The sequence below is a fragment of the Arthrobacter zhaoguopingii genome (genome assembly GCF_009828605.1).
Classification (GTDB): domain Bacteria; phylum Actinomycetota; class Actinomycetes; order Actinomycetales; family Micrococcaceae; genus Arthrobacter_D; species Arthrobacter_D zhaoguopingii.
In genome coordinates, this window is the sequence record NZ_WIAE01000004.1 from 63398 (window position 1) to 87901 (window position 24504).

Here is a 24504-nt window from a genome sequence, read left to right on the forward strand (position 1 = left end):
GCCGGTCAGCGGCTGAGAGTTGCACCCAGCTGGTTGTCGGTCTCGTTGAAGGCCTGGCCCACGTTGCGGACGTACTGGCCGATGCCTTCGAGGCTCTGGTTGACCTGGTCGAAGCCCCGGGCGAACTCCTCGAAGAACGGCTGGAAGCGCTGCTGGGCCGCTGGGGTCCGGTAGCCCTCGGCCAGCAGACCGTCGATCTTGCTGCGGACCACGGTGAGCTTGGCCTGCAGTTCGGCGAAGTGGTTCATCATTTCGCTTGAGGTGCTTTCGGTGGCCTCGCTGTCGACGTCGAACTTGGGCATTGGTTTCTCCTTCGGTTGGGCCGGGGGTCCGGCTGGTGTCGGTCACCTAGTACACGGGGGCCATCCGTTTCCGGTTCAACGCCGGACCGGTTTGATGTGGAAAGGGCTCACACGCCGGTGGCCGTCAGCGTCCGGCCGAGGATGGGAACGGTGAGCATGCCGTCCCGGGAGACGCTCCACCGCCAGTGAGCGCCGCGCAGGGGACCCGGGTACACCGCAAGCCAGCCGCTGCCCGGCGCCGAGCAGCGGGCCACGACGTCGTCGAGTTCCTGCCGGGACCGGCCCGGCTGGATCAGCAGCACCCCGGTCAGCTGCTGGAGGATCGAGGTGCTGGTGATGAGGCCGGCCCGCCCGGGGCTGTGAAGCGGTGGCGGGTGGAGCCCGAACCGGTCGAGGTCGTCAACGGTGGCGACGGACGCCGAGCGGGGAAGATCGGAGGGACCAAGGGACAGGAGAACGAGCTGCGGCGCGGCCATGCCGAGCTGGGTCACTACGGAGCGGGCGATGTCGAGGGCGAGCGCGGGGTCCCCCCCGATGCCCAGGGCTCCGCGGCACTGGGCGAAGTCGAGGAAGACCTGCTCGGCGGGGTCCCCGCCGACGCGGGCGACGGCGGGTGAGCCCGGTCCGGTAGCGGCCGGAAGGGGCCGGGTGCCGGGGTGCCCCGGCAGCGGATCCTCCGGAGAGTCCCCGGAGGATCCGAGCACCGCGGCTCCCCCGGCGCGCACGGTGACCGCCACCGCCGGGGGAAGGGAGGTGAAGCTGCTGAAGGCGGCCGCCGCGGCGGCAGCTGCGGCCGCGTCCTGCCGCCAGAGGTCGAGCATCTCGGAGCGGCGGCGCAGCGAAGCACGACGCCGCCAGCCGGCCACCACCCAGGCGCGCGCGGCCCGGATCAGGGCGCGGAGCCGGCGCAGGCGCAGCCGGATGCGGCGGCGCAGCACGATCGCCGTCGTCAGCACCGCCACGCCAAGGCCACCCACGACGGCGAGCACGATCGGCCACCGGAGGCGGTCCAGGAGGGCGTTGGATGCTCCATTGTCCGCAGCGTCCCCTGCCGCCTGGTCCGCTTCGCCGCCGGACTGATTGGCCGCGTTTCCGGAGCCCGGTTCGCCACCGGGTTCATCGGCGGCGTCCCCGGTGTCCGCTGCCGCCCCGCCGGACCCGGTGGAGGCGTTGCCGGGGTCGTCCAGCAGCGCTGCGCGGACGTCGGGGCCCTGCGCGTCGTCGGGCAGGATGAGGATCCAGCCGGCCTTCAGGGCCACCGGGTCGATCAGCGCAGACCCGTCGGACTGACGGCGGCCCGCGTTGAGGTCGAAGATCTCCTGCGCCCGGCCGGGGTCCCCGAGGGTGCGTCCGGCGACCTGACCGAGGGAGTCAGGAGCGCCGCCGTTCTGGCCGGCGGCGCGGACGATGGCGACCTTGACCTCCCGTCCCCGCTCCTGGTCCTGGCCCTGGTCCTGTGCCGGAAGGGAGGCTCCCGCCGCCGGAGGAAGGCTTCCCAGCACCGGAGGCCCTCCGGTGAGGACGGCGGTGAGCACGGCCAGCTGGGCGAGGCGGAGGGCAGCGGTGCGGGAGCGTCTCAGGGCGCGCGGAAACCCGTTAGGTGGTGTCACGACCTCCACACGTAAAGGACGGGTGGGCGGTTCAACGCCCGGCGGACCGGTTTTCGGTCAGCGGTCCTGCAGGGCGTCCAGTGCCACTGCCATGGCGGCCGCGACCCTGCCGTCGAGGCGTGCGCCCGGCACTGTGACGTCGTACCGGTCCCGCAGTGAACGTCCGCGCTCGGAGGTCATCACCACCTGACCGGAGGCATCGACGAAGTCGAAGTGGAACACGAATGGTGCGGGCAGGGCCTCGGTGAGCGGTACCAGCTCCCAGAGACGGCGCGCGATGGCCACCCCGGCGCTGCGTTCGCTTCCCACGGCCTGCACCCCCGGGGCGTCGATGTGCCAGGTGGAGCGCAGCAGCGACTTGCCAAAGTCCTTCCGGAAGCTGCCGATCGGGGCACCGGCGGCGTCGAGGACGTCGTAGGTGGCACCGAGGTCGAAGCGCTGCCTTGCCTTGAAGGAGAAGATCGGGGTCTTCCGCGACTCGTCGGCGTAGAAGGTCACCTGTTCCTTGAAGGCCGCCCGCTTCTGCTGGGCGACGGCGAGCAGCCCGGCCGGCTGCCCGTTCCCATCGACGGCACGGATTTCGTAGCGGTTCACCATCAGGGTGATTTTCTGCGCAACGGCGAAGCGTTCGGTGCCCTGCAATGCGTCCATGCTTGTTCTCCTTGGAGGTCTCTGGGGGACTGGCTTGGTGGAGATCGGTGCTGCGTCCTGCGGTCAGCATACCCACAGGCACGACGCAGGTGCGCCCGGACCGGATGCCTCGTCCGCCTCCTGAAGTGCCGCCCCGCCCGTCGGCGGGCCGTGCTTCAACGGGCCCTTCTTCAGCATGCTCTCCTTCAACGGGCCGACGCCCTGGGGGCGTCGGGGGACGGCGTGCCGAACCAGCGCAGCAGCTGTGCGTCGAGGCCCGGCTGGTCCGCGCCGGCCCAGGCTACGTGCCCGTCCGGCCGGATCAGCACGGCCGGTGCGTCAAGTTCGTCGCTGCCATCCAGCACCCGGTCCGCGACACCGTCCACCCGGTCCTCCCAGCCGCGGACGGACAGCCTTCCGGTCCGGTCGAGCAGCAGGCCGTGCCCTCCGTGCATCAGCCCGTACAGCCGCCCCCGCTCCAGGGGCAGGTCACGGAGCCGCCTGCCGACCAGGTCCGGTCCGGCCCCGAAGTCGTACCGGATCCCAATGGCCGTGATCTTTCCGACCAGGAAGCGGCTCACCACGTCGAAGTCCATCAGTTCAGTCAGCAACCGGCGGACGGCCTGCGGGCCGGGCCCTGGGGACATCAGCTCGCTCTGCGCGCGGGTGTTGTTGAGGACATCGGCGGCCACCGGGTGCCGCTCGGCGTGGTAACTGTCCAGCAGGCCGGCCGGTGCCCACCCCTGGAGTTCGGCGGCCAGCTTCCAACCAAGGTTGAACGCATCCTGGATACCGAGGTTCAGTCCCTGACCGCCGAGCGGAGGATGGACGTGCGCGGCGTCGCCCGCCAGGAACACCCGTCCGACCCGGTAGTGCTCGGCCTGGCGGGTGGCATCACCGAACCGGGAGAGCCAGCGGGGCGAGTGGACACCGAAGTCGGTGCCGGCGATGGCCCGCAGCTGGCGTTTCACCTCCCCAAGCGTTGGAGGTACCGCCCGGTCCTCGGTGACGCCGGCGGCGGGGACGACGACGCTGTGCAGGCCGTTTCCCGCCGGGCCGACCCCGAACCCCTTCTGGGTTCTGCGGACCTTCTCCACGACGGCCTTCACTTCCTCCGCCGGGGCAGTCAGTTCCATCTCGCCCCGAAGCCATTCGTTACCGGCCGGCTCCCCCGGAAAAGCGACACCGAGCAGCTTGCGGACCCGGCTGTGGCCGCCGTCGCAGCCAACGAGGTAACGTGCGCGCAGCTGCGTTCCGTCGGTGAGGTCCACCATCACGCTTCCGGGGTCCTGCTGCAGGCCGGCCACCTCCCTGCCGCGCCTGATATCGGCGCCGAGGCCGGCCGCATGCTCGGCGAGCAGGCGGTCGGTGACCGGCTGCGGGATGCCGAGAACGTAGCCGTGGGCGGTGTCCAGGTGTTCGGGCCACGGTCTGTCGATCCCTGCGAAGTGGCCGGCGCCCGGATACTGCCGGCCGTGGGCGAGGAAACGGTCGAGCAGCCCGCGCTGGGCCAGGATCTCGATACTGCGGGCATGCAGGCCGAGGGAGCGGACCTGCGTGGTCGGTTCGGCGTCTTTCTCGAGCACCACGACATCCACACCGTGGAGCCGCAGTTCACCCGCCAGCATCATCCCGGTCGGTCCACCGCCGGCGATGATTACATCGATCATGAGGTCCCCTTCAGCAATTGGCGCGGCGGCCGGCGTCCCTACGCCGTTCGAAATCGCACGCCCTGTCGTCCGGCCGCAGTTCGCTATTGTGCCCGTGGGAGGGGGCCTTGCGGCAAGATCCCCCCGGCGCTGTATTCTGAAGGCGGCAGGGAGATGACGATCTCGCTGCCTTTTGTGTAAGAACCTCCGGCGTCCGCTGCGGACGGAGTGCTGAGTAGGATGAGGAAATGACTGGCACTCCTCGACGCGCGTCCTCCCCGTCCGGGCACGCCGGCCCCCAGCGGGCGGCCCGATGACCGACCTGCAGGCCCTCTGGGCCGGCCCCGAGTGGCGCAGCCAGGCCGAGCAGTGGATTCAGCTGGTGCTCGAAAGTTTCTCAGTCCGGCAGACCGGGCCCATCGAGCAGCCCCGCATCCGGTTCTGGTCCACCCAGCTCACCGTGCCGACGGACCTGGGCGTGCTGTGGTTCAAGGAGAACAATCCCGGGCAGCTCGCCGAGGCCTCGGTGGTCGCGGCCCTGGCCGAGCTGGTGCCGGACCACGTGGTGAAGCCCCTCGCGGTGGAACCCAGCCGCGGCTGGATGATCACTCCCGACCACGGGGCCACCCTCGCGTCCTTGAGGTCCAGCGACTACCAGCTGTGGGCCCGGGTCCTGACCGACTTCGCGGACCTCCAGAAAGCGCTTCTTCCGCATGCCGACCGGCTCACCGCCGCCGGGCTGGTGAACATGAACCCGGAGGTGGCGGCGAACTTCGTGGAGAACCAGCTGCTGCTCCACACCGGACTGCCCCCCGAACATCCGATGTTCCTTTCGCATCAGGGCGCCGACCACGTACTGGCCCAGCTGCCCCGGATCCGGGCCGCGGTGGAGACCCTGCGCGCCCTCGGCGTTCCGCTCTCGCTCGACCACAACGACCTCCACCCGCGCAATGCGTTCCTTCCCGGCTCGAGCACCGAACCGCTGCGCTTCTTCGACTTCGCCGACGCGTACTGGGCCCACCCGTTCAGTGCCCTGCTCGTGCCGATCACCCTCATGTGCGAGCAGTGGGCGACGACGCCGGCGGATCCCCGCGTCCGGCTGGCGGTGGGGGCCTACCTCGAGCAGTGGACCGACTTCGCGCCGCTTCCCGCCCTGCAGGCATCCCTCGACTCCGCGCTTTACCTTGGGCGGGTCCACCGCTACGGAGCGTGGCTGCGGCTCCTCGTCTATGCCGATGACGCCTCGATGAGCACCTACGGCCCGGGTGCGCTTGGATACCTTGCTGACCTGACCACGCCGATCCTGTCGGCGTGAACCGGCGGTCCTGTGACAAAACCGGCCGGTTCCGGCTAGGGTCGGGGCACACCGTCGAACCGTAGACAGGGGTATGCAGCATGAAGAACAAGATCGTCTTCGCAGCAGGAGTGGCTGCCGGATACGTCCTCGGCACGCGGGCAGGCCGGGAGAGCTATGAGGTGCTTAAGGCCCGGGCGGAAAGCCTGTGGAACAACCCCCGCGTCCAGGAGAGGGTCTCCGAGGCCTCCGGGGTCCTCAAGGACAAGCTGCCTGCAGTCCAGGAGCAGGCGGGCGGCGCCGTGAAGAAGGCCCAGGACGCGCTCTCCGGCGTGCTGAACAAGGATGCCAGGCACGAGGGCGGCGCCGGCCGCCATGCCGACGTCACCGGCCCAAGCGGCGGAAAACCCGGCGTCGTGGCCGATCCTCCCTTCGAGAACCAGTCCGACGCCACGAGGCCCGACCTCACTCCCTGATGCCGCCGCGGAGGGGAGCCGCCGAACGGCAGGAGGACGGCCGCGGAGAGAGCACCAACCAGCGCCTCGACCGGAACTGGCTCGAGCTGCTCCAGGAGCTGCGGGTCATGCAGACCGGCATCCAGATCCTCACCGGATTCCTGCTGACCCTGCCCTTTCAGGGCAGGTTCGATGAGCTCGACCGGTTCCAGGTCGTCGTCTACCTGGTCCTGGTCACGCTCTCGGCCATCATCACCGCCGTGGTGCTGAGCGCGGTGAACCTCCACCGCGTCCTCTTCGGCCTCCAGGTCAAGGCGGCGCTGGTCCGCAGCGGCGACCGCATCATGCGGGCCAGCATCGGCCTGACGGGTCTGGTCCTGTCCGGAACGGCGGGGTTCATCTTCGACATCGTCCTCGGCCGCGGGGCAGGTTTCCTCGTCACCGCCGGCCTCCTCGTCATCCTGGTGCTGCTGTGGGTCATCTATCCCCGGCTGGTGCGCAGCCGCGCCGTCGCCGGGCGGGCGGCGGGTCAGTCTGATGCGGCTGGCGGGTCAGTTTGAGCCGGCCGGCCCTGCGGCCATGACCCGCGCCGGTTCAGGACATCGGCCAGCTGGTCGGCGCGGTCGGAGACCAGGCCGTCGACGCCCTGGTCGAGGAGCCGTTCCATCGCTGCCGGTTCGTTGATGGTCCAGACGTGGACCTGGAGCCCGGCCTTCCGGCACCGCCGGACGTAGCCCGGCGTGACAACCGGGATCCTGCGGTAGCTCAGGGGAACCTGCACGGCGTCCACCCGTGCCACCCGGCGCAGCGGCCCGGTCAGCCCGAGGTGGCCGCCGAGGCGGATCAGCCCGTTCACGGCCATGCCCGCCGAGGATGCCGTCCGTGCCTCGAGACGCCGCAGCACCCGGAGCCTGCGGAAGTCCGAAAACGAGGCGACGAGCACCCGATCGTGGGCGCGGAGCCGATTGATGAGGTCCGCGAACGGTTTCACCGACCCCTCGTCCTTGATGTCGATGTTCAACCGCATCTCCGGCCACCGGAGCAGGACCTCCTCGAGGGTGGGGATCGGCTCTCCGCCCCGGATCCTCACCCCGGCCAGTTCCGCGCGGGTCCGGGCGGCGATCGGGCCGCGGGCATCGGTGACGCGGTCGAGGGTTTCGTCGTGGAAGACCATCACCACCCCGTCCCGGGTGCTCCGCACGTCGATCTCGAGGTACCCGAATCCCAGCCGGGCCGCATCGGCGAAAGCGGACAGCGAGTTCTCGGCGCCGGCCGGGGAGAAACCTCGGTGGGAGAACCCCAGCGGGCGCTGCCTGCCGTCAGGGCCCGTGTTCTGGAAGTAGGCGAGCGTCATGGGTGCAACCCTACTGCGCCACCCATTCCCTGATCAGGCGGTCCGGAGCGCCTCCAGGCGCAGTTCCAGGACCTGCGCTACGCCGTCGTCCTCGAAGGCCGGGGCCAGGAGGTTGGCTGCGGCAAGGGCGTCAGGGTGGCCCGAAGACATGGCGTAGCCCGATCCGGCCCACTTCAGCATCTGGATGTCGTTGGGCATATCGCCGAAGGCGACGACGTCCTCCGCCGCGATGCCCAGCCCCTCCGCGTAGCGGGAGAGGGTCACGGCCTTGTTGATGCCGGGCACCGCCATCTCCAGCAGCGCGATGCTCGGCGCCGAGTGGGTGGTGGAGACCAGGTGCTCGACGGCGGGGGCGACGGTTTGCAGGAACTCATCGGGTGTCACCTCGCGCTCCCGGGCAAGGAATTTGATCACCTGTTCGCCGGGCAGCGACTCCTCGAACGGCAGGGCCTGCACGCCCCCGAGCAGTTCGGAGGTGCCGGGGTCGGCGAAACCCGACTCGATCTTGAAGCCGTTGATCGTTTCGGCGGCAAATCCCGCCGCCGGGTACAGCCCGCGGATGAGGTCGCGTGCCTCGAGAATGCTCCCGGTGTCGAGGAGATGGGCATTCAGGACGCGTTCGGCCCCCAGATCGTAGGTCACCGCTCCGTTCGAGCAGATGACCGTGCCCTGGTGCTGCAGCTGCTCCCGCAGCGGATCGAGCCAGCGCGGAGGCCGGCCGGTCACGAAGACCACCTCGACTCCGGCGGCCGCGCAGTCCTGGAAGGCCTGGACCGTCCGTTCGCTCATCCTGCCGTCGTGGCCGACGATCGTGCCGTCAAGGTCGCTCGCCACGAGGCGCATGCGTTACTCCTTCAAAAAAGATGGGACATCAACCCTACCCCCGCCCGGGCGGGTAACCGGAGCGGGCGCCAGTTGTCAGTGGTCGGTGAGTTCGTGCCGGGTGGGAGGGTTCGCTCCGGCCCGGGAGACGGTCACGGCCGCGGCGCGCGCCGCGTAGGCCAGGACGTCGGTGAGCTGCGCGGTCGTGATGCGCCGCAGGTCGCTGCGCCGGTGTGCCCCGTCGAACTCAAGGTCGACGAGGGCGCCGAGGAGGGCCGCCATGAAGGAATCCCCGGCACCCACGGTGTCCGTGACGCTGGTGACCGGCGCGGTGACCTCGGCGCTTCCGGCGGCGCAGATACCCCACGGCCCCTTCGAGCCGCGGGTGACAATCATCACCGACGGGCCAAGGGCCAGCCACTCCCGTGCCGATTCGAGGGCAGGGCGGCCCGGGTAGAGCCATTCGAGGTCCTCGTCCGAGGCCTTCACGACGTCGGACAGCGCCACGAACCGTTCGGCCTGGCTGCTGGCGAACCCGCGGTCCGCAATGATGCTTGGCCTGCAGTTGGGGTCATAGGAAATGGTGGCCAGCGGATGGGCCACCTCGACCAGGGCGAGCACGTCGTCGGCCCCGGGGGCCAGCATTGTGGCGATGGATCCGACATGCAGCAGAGTGGTTCCCTGCAGCAGCGCCTCCCGGCGCTCGAGGAGCCCGGGCAGCTCCCAGACGAGTTGGAACTGGTACGCCGCCCCGCCCGCGGGGTCGAGGCGGGCCGTTGCGACACTCGTGGGCTTAGAGTCGGGGCCGATCGGGAAAAGCACCGAATTGTCCGAAAGGTAGCTGCGGATCAGGTGCCCGTAGTCGTCATCGCCGTAACGCCCGATGAACTGCGCGGGGTGGCCCAGCCGGGCCAGGCCCACCGCGACGTTCATGGGGCTTCCCCCCACATGCACGCGGGGCGGGGCGGTGTCGCTGACGACTTCGTCGATGAGGGTTTCCCCGATTACGGTGAGCACCAATTCAAACTACCAGTCCGGGCTGAACGCGCGCTTGGAATGACGCACACTCCCGGCTGGAGCTATCCGCCCGCCTGAACGGTTGTTTTTCCCGGCGGGGGCTTGCCCCGGAAGCGCCGGACACTGTAGACGATAAGGGCCAGGGCAATCAGGGAGGACAACACCATGCTGATGCCGGTGGCCGAACCCCCGAAGAGCCACCACCTGGTTTCAAGGGGCCACCAGGCCGGCACCGCGGGCTGCACGGTCCAGACGACTCCGCACCCCATGACGGCAAAGGCGCAGAGGCAGCTCAGGGCGATGCGCGGGATGGTTTTGACGCCGATGGCTGCCGCGTGGAAGGCCCGTGCCTTCATGGGGTCAAGCCGCCGGCGCGCCCAGGCGTACTGCTGCGAGAGGATGGCGAGACCGCCGACGAGCATCAGCAGGCCGGGGCCGGGAAGGACAAGCGCTGCGCAACCAACAACCACGCAGGTCCAGCCGGTCACTTCGATGCCGGTGCGCCGCACCCATCCATGCACCCTGATTTTTGCGGCCATTAACACAGGATGACACACCATACTGAATGAATTCGACGGGCCGATCCCCCCATGGAGTGGAGAGCGCGGGAACAAAAGTTAAAGTACATTCGTTTGCATATAAACCTCCGGCCGGGGGTGAAGTTCTTCGAAGAGGGGTTTGACGGTGACGGCAAATACGAGCGGTTTGCACCATGTGACGGCGATTGCGGGGGACCCGCAGCGCAATGTCGACTTCTATATCCGTGGCCTCGGGCTGCGCCTGGTGAAGCGGACGGTGAACTTCGATGACCCGGGCACGTACCACCTCTACTACGGCGACGAATCCGGCCGTCCGGGCTCGCTGCTGACCTTCTTCCCCTGGAAGGGGGTTCCGGCGGGCAGGATCGGCGCCGGGCAGTCGACGACCACGGCATTCTCGGTGCCCCAGGGCACCCTGGGCTGGTGGCAAAGCCACTTTAAGAACCTCGGCGTCGAATCGCAGATCACCGGAAGCTCCTCGGCGGAGGAGCGCCTGTCGCTGAAGGATCCGGACGGGCTGCAGATCGACCTTGTGGCATCCTCCCTTGAGGATCCCCGCGACCCGTGGGACTCGGCGTCGGTCCCGGCACAGTACGCCGTGCGCGGACAGCACTCCTCGGTGCTGACGGTGGCCGACCCCGAGGGCACCCTGGCGACCCTGACCCAGGACCTCGGCCTGGGCATCCTCTCGGAGGGTGCGGACAGGTACCGGCTCTCGACCGGCGCCGGCGAGCCGGGCACGGTGGTCGACGTGATCGCCGACCCCCGCGCCGAGCGTGGCCTGATCGCCGGGGGCACCGTGCACCACGTTGCCTTCCGCGTCCCGGACAAGGCCACCCAGGAGGCCTGGCGGGACGAGCTGACCTCCCGCGGGCACGCGGTGACCGAGATCCTCGACCGGCAGTACTTCACCTCGATCTACTTCCGCGAACCCGGCGGAACCCTGTTCGAGATCGCCACCGACACCCCGGGCTTCAATATCGATGAGCCGCTGCTTGAGCTGGGACGCGGACTGAAGCTGCCGCCGTGGCTCGAGCCCAGCCGCGAGGCCATCGCCGCCGCCGTGGCCCCGCTGGCCCTGCCCGAGGAAAACAACCCGGAGCTTCCCGGGGCCACCGGGGACGCCGCAATGGAGCCAACCGATGACTGAGACCCCGGCCGCCTCCACGCACCCCTGGCCCCACGTGTTCGAGCCCGGCGACCCCGGGACTCCGGTGCTGCTGCTCCTGCACGGCACCGGCGGCACCGAGCGCGACCTGCTCCCCCTGGCCCCGCGCCTGTCCCCGGGGGCCGGAATCCTCTCACCCCGCGGGCCGGTGAGCGAGAACGGCATGAACCGGTGGTTCCGCCGCCTGCGCGAGGGCGTGTTCGACACCGCCGACGTGGTCGCCCGGGCCGGGGAACTCGCGGGCTTCCTCGGCTGGGCCCGGGAGGCGTACGGCCTCGGGGACCGGCCGGTGACCGCGGTGGGCTTCTCCAACGGGGCCAATATCGCCCTCGCCACCGCGCTGCTCCACCCCGGGGAGCTGGACCGGGTGGTGGCCTTCTCGGGCATGTATCCCCTGGATACGCACCCCGTCGACGCCGACCTCGCCGGGACCCGCGTGGCACTGTTCAACGGCGCCGAGGACCCCATGGCGCCCCAGGACAGCGTGGAACGGCTCACCGGTGTCCTGCAGTCCCGCGGCGCCGACGTCGAGCGCGCCACCCACCCGGGAGGCCACGGAATCACCGCCGACGATCTCTCAGCCGCCGCGCTGTGGATCAGCCGGGTGGAGCCGTAAGGTGAAATCATGACTACACCGAGCAACTCAACCGCTTCCCTGTCCGCCAAGGCCACGGAGTTCCTCAACCTCCACCGGGCTCCGGAGATCCTGCAGGTCGTCAACGTGTGGGACGCCATCTCCGCCAAGACCATCGCCGACGTTCCCGGAACCCGTGCGCTGGCCACGGCGGGCCACTCCATCGCGTCGAGCCTGGGCTACCAGGACGGCACCGTCCCGCTCGATCTCATGATCGATGCCATCTCGCGCGTTGCTGCGGCGACCGAGCTGCCCGTCAGCGCCGACCTCGACGCCGGGTACGGCGACGCGGGCGAGACCGTGCGGCGCGCGATCGGCGTGGGCATCATCGGTGCGAATATCGAGGACCGGATGGAGCCCCTGGCCGACTCCGCAGCAAAGATGGAGGCAGCGGTGAAGGCCGGCGAGACGGAGGGCATCCCCTTCGTGCTCAATGCCCGCACCGACGCGTTCGTCCGCGGCGCCGGCCGCGACCCGAAGGACGTCCTGGCCGAGGCCATCGAGCGCGGCAGGGCCTACCTCGAAGTCGGCGCGTCGACCGTCTTCGTCCCGGGCCTCTTCGACGAGGACACCGTGCGTGCCCTGGTCGAGGGGATCGGGCACAAGCGGGTGAGCGTGATCGGGATCCCGGGTTCGCTTCCTCCCGCCAGGCTCCAGGAGCTCGGCGTCGCCCGCATTTCCTACGGTCCCTGGACCCAGCGGGTCGCCCTGACCGCCCTCGCGGACACCGCGGCGGAGCTGCTTCGCGGCGGGTCGCTGCCCGAAGGAACCCGCCCGCTCAACTAGGGATCATCCGGCGGAACCCTGCCGGGTGGTGGCGGCCGAGTCGACGGCCGCCCCCCCCCGCGCCCACGCTTCGGTGCCGGGAGTGATCATCGCGAAATGGTCGCCCGGAATCACCAGGAGCTCTGCCGCAGCGCCCGCCCGGGCGGCGGCAGCCACATAGCTTTCGGACTGGCTCAGCGGAACCGTGGTGTCCTCCTCCCCGTGCAGCGCGAAGACGGGGACGGGGAGCGGCACCGCGTTCAGGGGATCGGCCCACCGGTACCGATCCGGCTCGGCCGCCGGAGAAGCGCCGAGCAGGTCCTCGACGGCGCCGTTGCTGAGGTTCAGCTCGTGTGCCTGGGCGAGATTGAGCACCCCCGACTGGCTCACGACCGCCGTCAACGGCACCGACGCCGGGCCCGCGCCCGGGGCGTCGGCGGTAAGAGAGCCGCGTCCTGCCGCCCACACGGCGAGGTGGCCGCCCGCGGAGTGGCCCAGGCCCGTCACGGTCGTAAGGTCGAGTCCGTGCCGCGCCGATGCCTCGGCCAGAAGGTCGATCCCGGCTCCAATATCCTCAAAGGTCCCCGGCCAGCCGCCGCCGTTGCCGACCCGGCGGTACTCGAGGTTCCAGCAGGCGTAGCCCCGGTCCGCCAGGTCCCGGGCCAGCGGTTCGCCGAGTTCGGCACCGTAGGTTGAACGCCAGTACCCGCCGTGGATAATCACCACCACCCCCGGCTTGAACGCCGCGGAAGGCAGATAGAGGTCGGCGAACTGGCTCGGGTCGGAGCCGTAGCGGTAGCGCCGGGCGGCGCCGTCGGCCGGCTTCCCGGCACGGTCGGCCGGGCGGGCGCAGCCGGGCAGCACCGAGGCGCCCAGCGCTCCGAGGAGTGCCAATACGTTGCGTCGTCCCGGCTGGTTCACACCGGAAGCATAACCGTCGCGGGCGGCGGCTAGGATTGCAGAAACGCCGAGACCAGGAGGCCCTTTAGTGAGCGCGTGGGATGACCTCGACGACCGCCTGCGCCCGGCGGTCGAAGCGTCGACGCGGGAGTTCACGCGGGTGCGGCCCCAGCTCGAGGCGGTGACCGAGGAGATGCGCCGCAGCATCTCGGCGATCTTCGACCCCTCGGACCTGCGGCCCCTCTTCGTCACCGCGCGCACCAAGACCGTCGAATCCTTCCGCGACAAGGCCTCCCGGACACTCGCGCCCACCGAGGCGGGTGCGGTGCCGGCGCTCGTCTTCCCCGACCCGCTGCGCAACCTCACCGACCTCGTCGGGATCCGGGTCATCACCACCCTCCCGCATGAGGTGGACCTCGCCGCGAACCTCATCAAGCGCCAGCGGCAGGATTTCGACTGCCGCGGGGACCGCGAGAAGGACATCGGGTCGATCGAATCGGGCACCTACGGGTACTCGAGCCGGCACCTGATCATGCGCAGCATCCACAACGACGTCGTCCGGCGCTACCAGCAGGCCCTTGACCCCGACTCGAAGGCCGGCGGCGGCTACCTCTTCGAGGTGCAGGTCCGCACCGTCCTAGCCCACGCCTGGTCGGAGATTGAACACGACATCCGCTTCAAGGCCGCCAATCCCAAGGCGTGGAGCCCCTACTTCGACCGGCAGTTCACCGGGACGGCCGCGATGCTCGAGACCGTTGAGTCGGCCTTCGCCGAGCTGCACGAACGCTATGAGACGGTGACCGGGTTCTGGGACGAGGCCGGGGAGGGCAGTGCACCGCTGACCCCCAACCGCATCCGGCACGTCTGGAAGACCCTGCTGCCCCACGTCGACCGCAAGGCCGACGACAACTGGGGCTGGGCCGCCGAACTCCTTGCCGCCCACGGGCTGCGGACCACCCTCGAACTCGTGGACCTGCTGCAGGCCGACACGATCACCACCGTGCGCCGGGCCCTCGACCACCGGTACTCCCCCGGCCCCGACCGGCTGCTCGACGACATGCTGCTGTGGCACTACGGACAGCGCCACATCGACCTCACCGCCGAGGCCCCCGACGCGGAGCCCACTCCGCGCCGGGACAGCCTCCAGCGCAGGATGCGCTCGATGCAGAACTACCGGGCCCTTCAGGAAAACTCCCCCTGATCCCCGCCGGCATCGCTTCGCGGCTTTCGGCCCCTCCGCGGTGCCGGGCCGCAGGGGCACGGCTGCCGGGCGGCGTTCACTGGTTCTGGGAGTCGTCGGGCGAGGACTCGTCGAGGGTCCAGCCCGTGATGAAGCCGGCGTCCTCCCCGGCGTCCCGGGTGTGCTGCCATGCGCGCTGCCGCTGGTCCTGCAGCGACTGGCGCAGCGAGGCCTGGGTGGAGCCCAGCGACGGGACCCGATCGATCACGTCCATGGCCAGTGAGTACCGGTCGATCTGGTTCAGCATGGCCATGTCGAAGGGCGTGGTGGTCGTCCCCTCCTCCTTGTAGCCGCGGACGTGAAGGTTCGCGTGGTTGGTCCTCCGGTAGGTCAGGCGGTGGATCAGCCACGGGTAGCCGTGGTAGGCGAAGATCACGGGCCGATCCGTGGTGAACAGGTTGTCGAACGCCCGCGCCTTCAGCCCGTGCGGGTGCTCGGTGTCGTCCTGCAGACGCATCAGGTCCACCACGTTGACCACCCGGATCTTCAGCGACGGGATGCCCGCCTTGAGCAGGCCCGCGGCCGCGACCGTCTCGAGCGTCGGCACGTCGCCGGCGCAGCCGAGGACGACGTCGGGCTCCGCTCCGGCGTCCTCGCGGCCGGCGAAGTCCCATACCCCGATGCCGCGTCGAACGTGCAGGCGGGCCTCCTCGGGCCCGAGCCAGGTGGGATTGGGCTGCTTGCCGGTGATGATCACGTTGACCGTGTCCCGGGTCTGCATGCAGTGCTCGGTCACGGCCAGCATGGTGTTGGTGTCCGGCGGCAGGTAGACGCGGATCACGTCGGCCTTCTTGTTCACCACGTGGTCGATGAACCCGGGGTCCTGATGGGAGAACCCGTTGTGGTCCTGCTGCCACACATGGCTGGAGAGCAGGTAGTTGAAGGAGGCGATCGGACGGCGCCAGGACAGGTCCTGGTGCACCTTGAGCCACTTGGCGAACTGGTTGAACATCGAGTCGACGATGTGGACAAACGCCTCGTAGCAGTTGAACACCCCGTGCCGTCCGGTGAGCAGGTAGCCCTCGAGCCAGCCCTGGCAGAGGTGCTCGCTGAGCACCTCAAGGACCCGGCCGGAGCGGGCCAGGTGCTCGTCGACGTCCTCGGTGCGTGCCTGCCACGCCTTGTCGGTGACGTCGTAGACCGCCGAGAGCCGGTTGGACGCCGTCTCGTCGGGGCCGAAGACGCGGAAGTTCGTGGGGTTCGCCGCGATGATGTCGCGCAGGTACCCGCCGACGGTGATCATCGGGCTCACCTTTTCGCTGCCCGGTGAGCCCACCGTCACGGCGTGGTCGAAGTAGTCGGGCAGCTTGAGGTCGCGCAGCAGCCAACCGCCGTTGGCGTAGGGGGTGGCGCTCATCCGCAGGTCGCCCTCCGGCGCGAGGGAGGCGAGCTCGGGGCGCAGCTCCCCGGTTTCGGTGAAGAGCTCCTCCGGTCGGTAGGAGCGCATCCACTCCTCGAGCTGGCGCAGGTGCCCGGGGTCCGTGTGGATCTCGGACAGCGGCACCTGGTGCGAGCGCCAGGTGCCCTCGACCTGCTTGCCGTCGACGACGTCGGGCCCGGTCCAGCCCTTGGGTGAGCGCAGCACGATCATGGGCCAGCGGGGCGTGCCCTCCGGGAGGTCCCCGCCGGACCGGGCCTGCTGCTGGATGTCCCGGATCCGGGCGAGGCATTCGTCCAGGACCGCCGCGAACTCCCGGTGGGCCTGCGCGGTGGCGCGCGGGTCGCTGACGGTGACGAAGTGGGGCTCGTAGCCGTAGCCGGACATCAGCTGCCGCAGCTGGTCCTCGGGCATGCGTGCCAGCACCGTGGGGTTGGCGATCTTGTAGCCGTTGAGGTGCAGGATCGGGAGCACGGCGCCGTCGAGGGCGGGGTTGAGGAAGTTGTTGGAGTGCCAGCTTGCCGCCAGCGGGCCGGTTTCGGCTTCGCCGTCGCCCACTACGGCCACGGCGAGGAGGTCGGGGTTGTCGAACACGGCGCCGTAGGCGTGGACGAGGGCGTAGCCGAGCTCGCCGCCCTCGTGGATGGAGCCGGGCGACTCGGGGGCGGCGTGGGAGGGGATGCCGCCGGGGTAGCTGAACTGTTTGAACAGGTCCTTGAGGCCGGTTTCGTCCCTGCCGATGTGGGAGTACACCTCGGAGTACGTTCCCTCAAGCCAGGCGTTGGCGACGTTGGCCGGACCGCCGTGCCCCGGCCCGGTGACGAACAGCATCGCCTGCCGCTGCTCGCGGATCACCCGGTTCAGGTGGGCGTACACGAAGTTCAGGCCCGGGGTGGTCCCCCAGTGGCCCAGCAGCCGGGCCTTGACGTCGCCGCCTTCGAGCGGGCGCTTCAGCAGCGGGTTGTCCCGGAGGTAGATCTGGCCGACGGAGAGGTAGTTCGCGGCCCGCCACCAGGCGTCCAGCCGGTCGACATCGGGCTCTGGCATGGTGTTCCTCCTCGGGTTGGACGACGCCGGCGGAGGGCCCTCCGCCGGCCGGTTCTCAGTTTTCGACGGTCACATCGGAGGGTTTCTTATCCGGCCGCCAGCCGCGCCAAACCGGGTGCCGCAGCCGGCCCCCGCCGGTGCGTTCGCTGTACTGCACCTCGCCCACGAGCGCGGGCCGCACCCAGCGCGCGTCCGCGGCGTCGGGGGCGGGAACGTCGGGCAGCGGCGCCGTCTTGCGGGCCATCTTCTTGAGCCGGCCCCCCACCTCGGCCAGTTCCCGGTCGGTGAGCCCCGAGCCGACGCGGCCGAGGTACTTCAGGTTCACCCCGTCGGGCACCGCGACCAGGAGGGAGCCGATCTTCGAGGCGCGGTTGCCCTTCCCGGGGCGCCAGCCCACCACCACCACCTCCTGGGTGCGCTGGTGCTTGATCTTCAGCCACGCCTCGGTGCGGGTTCCGGGGCGGTACACGCTGCTGCGGCGCTTGGCGACGATGCCTTCGAGCCCCAGGTCCCTGCTGGCCTGGACCGCTTCGGCCAGGGTGGCGTCAAGCTGTCCCGGAACCTGGACATGCCCGTCCTCCGGGGCGCTGACGGCGCCTTCGAGGATCTCCCTGCGGTTGCTGTACCCGAGCGGGAGCAGGGAGGTGCCGTCGAGGTCGAGGAGGTCGAAGAGCATGAGCCGGACCGGCGTCGTCGCCCGGGCGGCGGCGATCTCGGCGGCCGAGGTCAGCTTCATCCGGGTCTGCAGCAAGCTGAAGTCGGGCCGGCCGCCGGCGTTGAGGGCCACGATCTCGCCGTCGAGCACCGCCGTCTCGGCGTTCACATAGTCGGCGAGGTCGCCCAGTTCGGGGTAGAGCAGGCTCATGTCGTTGCCGTTGCGGCTGATCAGGCGCACGCCACCGGCCGCGACGACGGCGATGGCCCGCACCCCGTCCCACTTCAGCTCGAACGCGAAGTCGGATTCATCGGGCAGAATCGTTGAAGTGGCCAGGGTCGCCAGCATGGGCGGCACGAAGTCCGGGGCGGCGCCGCGCCCGGCCACCGGAAGCTCCGTTGGTGCAACCGGAACGGCAGGCCCGTCCGGGCCAGCGGGGGCGTCGAGCCCGCCGCCGTCAGAGACGGAACCGGAGGAAGGGGAACCGGAGGAAGCTGCACCGGAGGAGGCGACGGCCGGCTGGTCCTTCATGAGGTGAATGAGCCAGTTCCGCGCCCCGGTCCCGGAGCCGCCGGTGTTGATCAGGGCGTACCGCCGGACGGCGCTGCCGGAGCGGGCCAGACCTCCGTCCTGCCTCCCGTACAAGGTGCAGATCACCTCCTTGCCGTCGCGCCACTTTTCCAGCTCGTAGGTCCCCGCATCCCAGATGCTCATCTCGCCCGCCCCGTATTCCCCCTTGGGAATACTTCCCTCAAAAGTCCCGTATTCCAGCGGGTGGTCCTCCGTCTGGACCGCCAGATGGTTCCGGTCCGGCGTGGCGGGCGGGCCCTTGGGCAGAGCCCACGAGACGAGCACGCCCTCGCGCTCCAGCCGGAGGTCATAGTGGAGGCGGCGCGCATGGTGTTCCTGGATGACGAAGCTGTTGCCCCCGGGCAGTCCGACGGCTTCCGGGACGGGCTCCGGGGTCCTGCCGGCATCGCGCATGGCCCGGTACTGGGTCAGGCGGTCCGGGGCGGAGCCGGCCGTGCCGGCTCCGTCCTGCGGGTCCGGATCGAGGCCGGCCAGGATGTCCCCCTGGTCCTGGACGCGCCGGAGCACCTCCCGGTAATCGAGGTGGGCCAGGTCCGGGTCGTCAAGCTCGGCCCAGGTGCGCGGCGCGGCGACGGTCGGGTGGAAGCGTCCGCGCAGCGAATACGGCGCCACGGTGGTCTTGTTCCGGTTGTTCTGGCTCCAGTCCACCAGGACGCGCCCGCCGCGCAGGGACTTCTTCATGTCGCTGACCGCCAGGCCGGGGTGGTCCGCCTCAAGGGCGCGGGCCAACTCGTGCGCGACGCCGGAGACCTGCTCGGAGGTCAGCTTCCCGTCCAGCCGGCAGTACAGGTGGAGGCCCTTGGAGCCGCTTGTCACCGGCCACGGATCAAGGCCCATACCGGTGAGGATCTCCCGGGCCAACCGGGCCACCTCGGCGCATTCGGCCAGGCCCGCTCCCGGCCCGGGGTCGAGGTCGAGCACCATCCGGTCCGGGTTGCCCACCGCCGAGTGCGGGCCGAACCGCCACTGGGGCACATGGACCTCAAGGGCCCCGATCTGCCCGAACCAGGTGAGGGTGGCCAGATCGTTCACCACCGGGTACACGTTCGTGTGGTCCTTGTGCCGGATCGGGTGGCGGGGCAGCCAGGCCGGAGCCGCGGCGTCGAGGTTCTTTTGGAAGAAAACCTGGCCGGGGGCGTCTGCAGTCCCGACGCCGTGCACCCAGCGCTTGCGGGTCGCGGGCCGGTCGCGGGCATGCCGGATCAAGGGCCCGGCCACCGCCGCGTAGTACGCCAGCACGTCGGCCTTGGTGGTGCCGGTCTCCGGGTACAGCACCTTGTCCAGGCTCGACAGCCGCAGGGAACGCCCGTCGACCGTGACGGTCTGCACGTTGCGGGAACCCGGGAGAGCCATTTCCCCAGTGTTGTCCGGATGGGCCCCGAATTCCACTATCGGGAGGCCTCGGATCCTCCCGGCAGCCTCACCCGGTGCGGCGGGTCAGGACGAAAACTGGGAGGTGTACCGGTCGACGTAGACCTGCCAGAGGGCGGGATCCTGGCCGAGGCTGCGCTCATTGAGGTAGTCGTCGAGGCCCATCAGGGTCAGGTGCCAGCCGGCGGCGGAAACGGCGATCTGCGCGGAATCCGCAGGCGAAATCGTCAACGCCAGCAGGGTGCCGCCGTCCTCCTGGCGCGTGAACTCCCACCGCAGGACCTCCCGGTCCCAGGAGAAGGCCAGCACCGTGGGCTTGGAGGCCTCAAGGACCGTGCCCTTCAGCGGCCGCTGGCCCGGCAGCTTGAAGATGACCTCGGCGTCCCGGCGGGGCAGGATGTCCATTTCGGCGGGGAACCAGTATTTGAGCTTGCCCGGATCCGTCAGGTGCTTCCACAGCACCGCCGGCGGAACCGCGAACCGCATCTCGAAGCGCAGGGCAGGTGCGCCGTCGTCGGTGGTAGTGCGGCTGACTGTCGGTTCTGCGGTGGAGGAAGTCACCTATCCATCGTAGACCGCGGGAAAACCGGCTCTGGCTAGGTGTGCTGCCGGTGGTGTTCACTTGTTCCATGAGAGCCATCTGGAAGGGAGCCGTCGCGTTCGGGCTGGTGAACGTGCCCGTGAAGGTGTACAGCGCCACCGAAGACCACGACATCGGCCTCCACCAGGTCCACGATAAGGACGGCGGGCGGATCCGCTACCAGCGCCGGTGTGAGATCTGCGGGGAAGTGGTCGACTACAAGAACATCGACAAGGCCTATGACGACGGCGAGCACACAGTGGTGCTGACGGAGGAGGACCTCGGCTCCCTCCCGGTCGAAAAAAGCCGTGAGATCGAGGTGGTCGAATTCGTTCCCAGCGACCAGATCGACCCCATCATGTACGACCGCTCCTACTACCTTGAGCCCGATTCGGCCTCCACCAAGGCCTACGTGCTGCTCCGCAAGACCCTCGAGGAGACCGAGCGGACGGCGATCGTCCAGTTCTCCCTCCGGCAGAAGAGCCGGCTCGGTGCGCTGCGGGTCCGCGGCGAGGTCCTGATGCTCCAGTCGCTGCTCTGGGACGACGAGGTGCGCGAAGCCTCCTTCCCCGCTCTCGAGGAAAAGGTGCGCATCTCCGCCAAGGAGAAGCAGATGTCCGCGGCCCTCGTCGAGTCCTTCTCGACGGATTTCGATCCTGAGAACTTCACCGATGACTATCAGGTGCAGCTGCGCACCCTGATCGATGCGAAGATCGAGAAGGGCGACACCCTGAGCACCGAGGAGACCTTCGGCGCGTCGGCGGAGGAGGACGACACCAACGTCCTCGACCTGATGGAGGCTCTGCGCCGCAGTCTCGAGAAAAACCGCGAAAAGAAGTCCGGCGGCAAGAAGGACTCGACCAGTTCGAAGAAGGGAGCGTAATGGGTTTCTTCACCGACTCCCGCGGCAGGCAGGGCATCGCCCAGCGCCCCAATGCCCTGATCCTGGCCTGGGCCGGGCTGGGCGCGGCGTCCCTGATGGCACTGAAGGACGAAAACAGCGAGGCACTCGGCCGGGCCAGCACCGCCTGCCTCGCCATCTGGGCCGCGCTCGAGGCCGCCGACGGTGACAGCGGGTTCCGCCGTACCGCCGGAGCGCTGACCCTGGCCTGGCTGACGCGGCGCTAGCGTTCCTCGAACACGTCGGGGACGCCGTCCCGGTCGGCGTCGACCGCCTCCTTGGCTTCGATCTGCCGGTAGTGGCGGTTGCGTGAGCGCAGGATGACGGAGGCGGCGAGCGCCGCGAGGAGCGAGCCGATCAGCACCGCGACCTTCGCGTGGTCGTCCTCCGGGGTGCCCTGGCCGAAACCGAGCTCCGCAATGAGGAGTGAGACGGTAAACCCGATGCCGGCCAGCAGGGCGGCTCCGGCAATATCCACCCAGGACAGGTCGGGGTCGAGGTTAGCCTTCTCGGCCTTGGTCACGAGCCAGACCGCCAGCAGGATGCCGATCGGCTTTCCGACCACCAGTGCCAGGACGATGCCCACGGCGATCGGGTCAGTGATGGCGCTGAGGAACCCCGAGGCGCCGCCGATCGTCACCCCCGCCGAGAAGAAGGCGAAGACCGGGACGGCGACACCCGCCGACAGGGGGCGGATGCGGTGTTCCATCGTGTCCGCCAGCCCCTCGGCGTCCGGCACGGTGGAACCTTCGGCCTGGGCTTTCCGCGAGGGCTTGACCGGGACGGCGAAGCCGAGGAGGACCCCGGCGACGGTGGCGTGGACCCCGGAGGCGTGCACCAGGGTCCAGACGATGAAACCGAGAGGCAGCAGGATCAGCCACGGCGCCATCGCGTGCCGTTGGAAGAACCGGGAGAACCGGTGGGCCAGGAAGGCATAGAGGGCAAGCGGAAGCACCGCCAGCAGCAGGGGCGTAGCGGCAATGTTCCCGGAATAGAAAAAGGCGATGATGCTGATGGCGATCAGGTCGTCCACAACGGCCAGAGTGAGCAGGAAGATGCGCAGGGCCCCGGGAAGGTGGGATCCGACGACGGCGAGCACAGCCAGGGCGAACGCGATATCGGTGGCCGTGGGGATGGCCCAGCCGCGCAGGGCGTCCGAGCCGCTGGTCAGGATCACCGCGACGTAGATCAGTGCGGGCACCACGACTCCGCCTATAGCGGCAGCCACCGGCACGATGGCACGGGAGAAGCGGCGGAGGTCGCCGGCGACGAACTCCCGCTTGAGTTCGAGCCCGGCGAGGAAGAAGAAGATTGCCAGCAGGCCGTCGGCCGCCCAGGCACCGACACTGAGTTCGAGGTGCAGCGGTTCGTAGCCGAATTTGGCGTCGCGCAGGGCGAAGTATCCATCGGCGGCCGGAGTGTTGGCGAGGATGAGCGCCAGCGTCGTCGCGAGGAGCAGGAGCGCACCGCCCACCGTCTCCTTGCGCAGGATCGAGGACATCCTCAGGTGTTCGGGATAGCTGGCCCGGGTGAAGACCCGCTTCGCCGTGGATTCACTCGAGGGCTGGGTGGGTGGGGACGGGGTGGAGGACACAGGAGCTCCTTTTGTCGGCGGTCGCTTGAGGAAGCGCCGACCAGACTTCCCGGCTCACCGTGATCCAGACTACCCGGCGGCGCGGGTGATGCATACCGGGGGGTCCGCCGGCAGCCGGCCCGACGCGGCTGCCTGTGGCAGATGCAACATCAGGATTCGAGCTCCCGGGCAAGTTCCCGAAGCGCAGTGAGGACCAGATCGGGACGGCGAAAGGACGAGGGGTAAGGTGAGCCGTTGCGGTTCAGCCAAGCGGTCCGCATGCCCGCCCGCGCTGCCCCATCGATGTCCCAGGGATGGGAGGCGATCAGCATCATGTCCTCGACCCCGGTGCCGCAGGCACCGGCTGCATAACCGTACGCCGAGGGTGCGGGTTTCCAGAGCGGGGCATCCTCCACCGAGAGGAACTTCTCGAAACTGCCCTCGATTCCGGCGCGCTGCGCGAGCCCTTCGGCGATGGCCGCCGCGCCGTTGGTCAGAGTGATGAGGCGGTGGCCGCTGTCGGTCAGCGCTTCGATGCCGGGGATGACGTCCTCGTGGACGCCGAGGTTCCGGAACCGGTCAAGCAGCAGCGCCACGGCGTCGTCGACGCTCCGGTTGACGGGCTGCCCGGCCAGCACGGACCGGAGGGCATCCTCGGCCACGTCGGTGAAACGGGGGTTGATGCCTGCTGCGGTCAGCGCGAATCCGTCCCGCAGCAGGGATGCGAACCACAACCGGGAGGTTCCGTCCGAGCAGCCGATCCCGGCGAAGTGCCCGGCCATGGGTGAGAGGTCCGAAAGGGTTTCATTGACATCGAAGACAAGCACCGAGGGGCGCATGGCGCCCTACCCTCCGTCGATCGGGCAGGAGCTGGCGGGTTCCATGGTGTGCATCGGCTCTCCGGTTCGTTGGGCGTCCGCGGCGCAAACCGCTGGGGGAAGCCTAGTTCCGCCGACGGCCACTGGGAACAGTCCGCCGTGGAGCACCGCCTGCGCCTCCCTGCTTACCTGCCCCCGTCCGCGCCCCGGAGGTCGGGTTTGGAGCGGGCGGGAAATGCCCTAAGCTATTGGAGAACCATCTGCCTGTGTAGCTCAGTCTGGTAGAGCATCCGCTTCACACGCGGAAGGCCCGGGGATCGAGGCCCCGCGCAGGCACTCTGCGCCCTCCCGCAATCCTTGCGGGAGGGCTGCTTTTCTTTAAGCCCCTCCTGCGACGGCTTCCCTTCCCTTGCACGGGGGGGGAGGGCTTCACCCTTTAGGCCCTTCCTGCGACGGGTTCCCTTCCCTGGCACGGCCGGCCCGCCGGCCGTATCCGGCCTTTCCTCTTCGGCCCGAACGAACCTCAAAAAAGTTGGCGCACCACTTGGCACTCTCCTCTTGAGAGTGCTAATTTAACTGCAGGTTGAGCGGAACCCGCTCAACTCTGGTAGATGAAATAACCACCACCGTCGGTGGCCGTTGTGCGAAGGAGTTGTTTTCAAATGGCCATGAAGTTCGACCCGTTCCGGGAATTGGACCGCGTCGCCGGCGCGCTGCTGGATCCCCGGCAAGGGCTGCGCCTGATGCCCATGGACCTGTACCGCGAGGGCGACCACTACATCCTGACCGCCGACCTTCCGGGCATCGATCCGGGCTCCGTCGATATTGACGTCGACGGCCAGCTGCTCACCATCCGGGCCGAGCGCACCCTGCGCGGCGCCGAAGGGGTCAAGTGGCTGACCCGCGAGCGCGAGAGCGGATCCTTCCTCCGCCAGCTCAACCTCGGTCAGGGGATTGACATCGAGGCCATCTCGGCCCGTTACGAGAACGGCGTGCTGAGCGTCAACATCCCCGTGACCGAGCGGGCGAAGCCGCGGAAGATCGAGGTCATGTCGGGAACCGATTCCGAGGCCGTCAAGGGCGAGTCCGTTGAGGGCGGATCCGGGCAGAAGACCGTCGAAGCCTAGGAGCCGCAGGGCTCTCCCCTTCCCGGGCCGGGCCGGGCGCACCGAGCGTCCGTCCCGGCCTTCGCCTTTTCAGCCAGCGGATTC

23 protein-coding genes, 1 tRNA gene and 1 pseudogene are annotated in these 24504 nt (G+C 69.3%); 11 read left to right on the forward strand and 14 right to left on the reverse strand.

Features of this window, described 5'->3' with window-relative positions; translation table 11 throughout:
* Positions 1 to 5 precede the first annotated feature (5 nt).
* The 4 genes from GVV77_RS06500 to rox form a co-directional block, all read right to left on the reverse strand.
* Positions 6 to 302, reverse strand: coding sequence for a WXG100 family type VII secretion target (locus GVV77_RS06500; protein ID WP_133404328.1), 297 nt, complete (start codon positions 300 to 302; stop codon positions 6 to 8).
* 107 nt (positions 303 to 409) lie between these two features.
* The gene (locus GVV77_RS06505; protein WP_159617339.1) at positions 410 to 1912 is read right to left on the reverse strand and encodes a hypothetical protein; all 1503 of its coding nucleotides are present in this window, start codon (positions 1910 to 1912) and stop codon (positions 410 to 412) included.
* Between the two features lie 57 nt (positions 1913 to 1969).
* Positions 1970 to 2563, reverse strand: coding sequence for an LURP-one-related family protein (locus GVV77_RS06510; RefSeq protein ID WP_159617340.1), 594 nt, complete (start codon positions 2561 to 2563; stop codon positions 1970 to 1972).
* A 185-nt stretch (positions 2564 to 2748) separates the two neighbouring features.
* Positions 2749 to 4212 carry a rifampin monooxygenase gene (gene rox / locus GVV77_RS06515; protein ID WP_159617341.1) on the reverse strand — a complete coding sequence of 488 codons (1464 nt, stop codon included), beginning with the start codon at positions 4210 to 4212 and terminating at the stop codon, positions 2749 to 2751.
* A gap of 292 nt (positions 4213 to 4504) precedes the next feature.
* On the opposite strand from rox, the gene GVV77_RS06520 reads away from it, so the two are divergent.
* From GVV77_RS06520 to GVV77_RS06530, 3 genes are all read left to right on the forward strand, one after another.
* The gene (locus tag GVV77_RS06520; RefSeq protein ID WP_159617342.1) at positions 4505 to 5506 is read left to right on the forward strand and encodes a phosphotransferase family protein; all 1002 of its coding nucleotides are present in this window, start codon (positions 4505 to 4507) and stop codon (positions 5504 to 5506) included.
* A gap of 80 nt (positions 5507 to 5586) precedes the next feature.
* Positions 5587 to 5961 carry a YtxH domain-containing protein gene (locus GVV77_RS06525; RefSeq protein WP_159617343.1) on the forward strand — a complete coding sequence of 125 codons (375 nt, stop codon included), beginning with the start codon at positions 5587 to 5589 and terminating at the stop codon, positions 5959 to 5961.
* Positions 5961 to 6500: a DUF6328 family protein gene (locus GVV77_RS06530; RefSeq protein ID WP_159617344.1), complete on the forward strand. Its 540-nt coding sequence runs from the start codon at positions 5961 to 5963 to the stop codon at positions 6498 to 6500. Before GVV77_RS06525 ends, GVV77_RS06530 begins: the two co-directional genes overlap by 1 nt.
* Here GVV77_RS06530 and GVV77_RS06535 read toward each other — a convergent pair.
* From GVV77_RS06535 to GVV77_RS06550, 4 genes are all read right to left on the reverse strand, one after another.
* The gene (locus GVV77_RS06535; protein ID WP_159617345.1) at positions 6470 to 7294 is read right to left on the reverse strand and encodes a glycerophosphodiester phosphodiesterase family protein; all 825 of its coding nucleotides are present in this window, start codon (positions 7292 to 7294) and stop codon (positions 6470 to 6472) included. The genes GVV77_RS06530 and GVV77_RS06535 overlap by 31 nt on opposite strands.
* A 33-nt stretch (positions 7295 to 7327) precedes the next feature.
* A complete protein-coding gene (locus GVV77_RS06540) occupies positions 7328 to 8137 on the reverse strand; it encodes an HAD family hydrolase (protein ID WP_159617346.1) in 810 nt (269 codons plus the stop codon).
* Between the two features lie 75 nt (positions 8138 to 8212).
* Positions 8213 to 9133: a carbohydrate kinase family protein gene (locus tag GVV77_RS06545; protein WP_159617347.1), complete on the reverse strand. Its 921-nt coding sequence runs from the start codon at positions 9131 to 9133 to the stop codon at positions 8213 to 8215.
* Positions 9134 to 9195: 62 nt separating this feature from the next.
* The gene (locus tag GVV77_RS06550) at positions 9196 to 9672 is read right to left on the reverse strand and encodes a PGPGW domain-containing protein (protein ID WP_159617348.1); all 477 of its coding nucleotides are present in this window, start codon (positions 9670 to 9672) and stop codon (positions 9196 to 9198) included.
* 145 nt (positions 9673 to 9817) lie between these two features.
* Between GVV77_RS06550 and GVV77_RS06555 the strand changes: the two genes are divergently transcribed.
* Genes GVV77_RS06555 through GVV77_RS06565 form a run of 3 tightly spaced genes read left to right on the forward strand, consistent with a single transcriptional unit; the run spans position 9818 to position 12260 of the window.
* Positions 9818 to 10822, forward strand: a complete 1005-nt coding sequence (locus GVV77_RS06555) for a ring-cleaving dioxygenase (protein WP_159617349.1) — start codon at positions 9818 to 9820, stop codon at positions 10820 to 10822.
* Positions 10815 to 11456, forward strand: a complete 642-nt coding sequence (locus tag GVV77_RS06560; RefSeq protein WP_159617350.1) for an alpha/beta hydrolase — start codon at positions 10815 to 10817, stop codon at positions 11454 to 11456. Before GVV77_RS06555 ends, GVV77_RS06560 begins: the two co-directional genes overlap by 8 nt.
* 9 nt (positions 11457 to 11465) lie before the next feature.
* Positions 11466 to 12260 (forward strand): isocitrate lyase/PEP mutase family protein, encoded by a 795-nt coding sequence (locus tag GVV77_RS06565; RefSeq protein ID WP_159617351.1) that lies wholly within the window; start codon positions 11466 to 11468, stop codon positions 12258 to 12260.
* A 3-nt stretch (positions 12261 to 12263) separates the two neighbouring features.
* Here the strand turns inward: GVV77_RS06565 and GVV77_RS06570 are convergent, their stop codons facing one another.
* The gene (locus GVV77_RS06570) at positions 12264 to 13100 is read right to left on the reverse strand and encodes an alpha/beta hydrolase family protein (RefSeq protein ID WP_159617499.1); all 837 of its coding nucleotides are present in this window, start codon (positions 13098 to 13100) and stop codon (positions 12264 to 12266) included.
* 127 nt (positions 13101 to 13227) lie between these two features.
* Between GVV77_RS06570 and GVV77_RS06575 the strand changes: the two genes are divergently transcribed.
* Positions 13228 to 14340 (forward strand): GTP pyrophosphokinase, encoded by a 1113-nt coding sequence (locus GVV77_RS06575; protein ID WP_159617352.1) that lies wholly within the window; start codon positions 13228 to 13230, stop codon positions 14338 to 14340.
* A 76-nt stretch (positions 14341 to 14416) separates the two neighbouring features.
* Here the strand turns inward: GVV77_RS06575 and GVV77_RS06580 are convergent.
* The 3 genes and pseudogenes from GVV77_RS06580 to GVV77_RS06590 all read right to left on the reverse strand — a co-directional run.
* Positions 14417 to 16813 (reverse strand): annotated as a pseudogene (locus GVV77_RS06580) (phosphoketolase family protein); the annotation flags it as partial.
* A 46-nt stretch (positions 16814 to 16859) separates the two neighbouring features.
* Complete coding sequence (locus GVV77_RS06585) at positions 16860 to 19403, reverse strand: ATP-dependent DNA ligase (protein ID WP_159617354.1); 2544 nt, start codon at positions 19401 to 19403, stop codon at positions 16860 to 16862.
* Between the two features lie 84 nt (positions 19404 to 19487).
* Positions 19488 to 19982 (reverse strand): SRPBCC domain-containing protein, encoded by a 495-nt coding sequence (locus tag GVV77_RS06590; RefSeq protein WP_159617355.1) that lies wholly within the window; start codon positions 19980 to 19982, stop codon positions 19488 to 19490.
* A gap of 68 nt (positions 19983 to 20050) precedes the next feature.
* On the opposite strand from GVV77_RS06590, the gene ku reads away from it, so the two are divergent.
* Together ku and GVV77_RS06600 are read left to right on the forward strand one after the other, a co-directional pair.
* Positions 20051 to 20884: a non-homologous end joining protein Ku gene (gene ku / locus GVV77_RS06595; protein WP_159617356.1), complete on the forward strand. Its 834-nt coding sequence runs from the start codon at positions 20051 to 20053 to the stop codon at positions 20882 to 20884.
* On the forward strand, positions 20884 to 21129 hold the full coding sequence (locus tag GVV77_RS06600) for a hypothetical protein (RefSeq protein ID WP_159617357.1): 246 nt from the start codon (positions 20884 to 20886) through the stop codon (positions 21127 to 21129). The genes ku and GVV77_RS06600 overlap by 1 nt, the downstream gene beginning before the upstream one ends.
* Here GVV77_RS06600 and nhaA read toward each other — a convergent pair.
* The gene (gene nhaA / locus GVV77_RS06605) at positions 21126 to 22496 is read right to left on the reverse strand and encodes a Na+/H+ antiporter NhaA (protein ID WP_159617358.1); all 1371 of its coding nucleotides are present in this window, start codon (positions 22494 to 22496) and stop codon (positions 21126 to 21128) included. The genes GVV77_RS06600 and nhaA overlap by 4 nt on opposite strands.
* A gap of 149 nt (positions 22497 to 22645) precedes the next feature.
* The gene (locus GVV77_RS06610; protein ID WP_159617359.1) at positions 22646 to 23314 is read right to left on the reverse strand and encodes a haloacid dehalogenase type II; all 669 of its coding nucleotides are present in this window, start codon (positions 23312 to 23314) and stop codon (positions 22646 to 22648) included.
* Between the two features lie 241 nt (positions 23315 to 23555).
* Here GVV77_RS06610 and GVV77_RS06615 point away from each other — a divergent pair.
* Both GVV77_RS06615 and GVV77_RS06620 read left to right on the forward strand, forming a co-directional pair.
* Positions 23556 to 23629 (forward strand) — tRNA-Val (locus GVV77_RS06615).
* Between the two features lie 326 nt (positions 23630 to 23955).
* On the forward strand, positions 23956 to 24420 hold the full coding sequence (locus tag GVV77_RS06620; protein ID WP_159617360.1) for an Hsp20/alpha crystallin family protein: 465 nt from the start codon (positions 23956 to 23958) through the stop codon (positions 24418 to 24420).
* Positions 24421 to 24504: the final 84 nt, after the last annotated feature.